The sequence below is a fragment of the Pseudomonas tremae genome (assembly GCF_001401155.1).
Taxonomy (GTDB): Bacteria; Pseudomonadota; Gammaproteobacteria; order Pseudomonadales; family Pseudomonadaceae; genus Aquipseudomonas; species Aquipseudomonas tremae.
In genome coordinates this window covers 1-494 of sequence record NZ_LJRO01000075.1, presented here as the reverse complement: position 1 = coordinate 494, position 494 = coordinate 1, and the positions used below count along the sequence as shown (strand labels likewise).

Here is a 494-nt window from a genome sequence, read left to right as displayed (position 1 = left end):
TTTCTAGAGCGTCTTCACGATCATATTCGCCAGGTGCATCAGTGCTTCAGCGCGGTTCAATACAGGTTCATTCGCAGTTAATGCTGGTTGCCCCATCTGGTCAGTCGCAATTAATCCTGGTCAAAAACCGCGCTGATTGCAGGTTGGGGATTTTTCATTTTAAGGTTACACCTAGTGTTGGTTTAGTTAACCAGTCACCAAATGTTTTATAAAGTGAGTCGAGTTGTCATCTAAAATAACAGCGCCCAGCAGAGTGTCAGAAGTTCTGTTTGCGCAGGTCTCGTCGAACTCTAGAGGAATCCCTTCATCTGCAAATAGCTGTTTCAATGCATCCGCCGTGCTAACTGAAAAATCACCCTCTCTATCCCCACCATGCATGGCGACACGCATTGTCAGACCCTGTGCTCTGGCATTTTGCAGATAATCGCGTATAGACGCTAAAACCTCTTCTGGCACAAGGTCTTCGTGACAAAAAGGGAATAGATGGAATACGC

The 494-nt window shown here is 46.2% G+C and carries 1 pseudogene; it reads right to left on the bottom strand.

The window, feature by feature from the left end:
• Nucleotides 1–186: 186 nt before the first annotated feature.
• Nucleotides 187–494 (bottom strand): annotated as a pseudogene (locus tag ALO43_RS05675) (XopAF/AvrXv3 family type III secretion system effector); the annotation flags it as partial.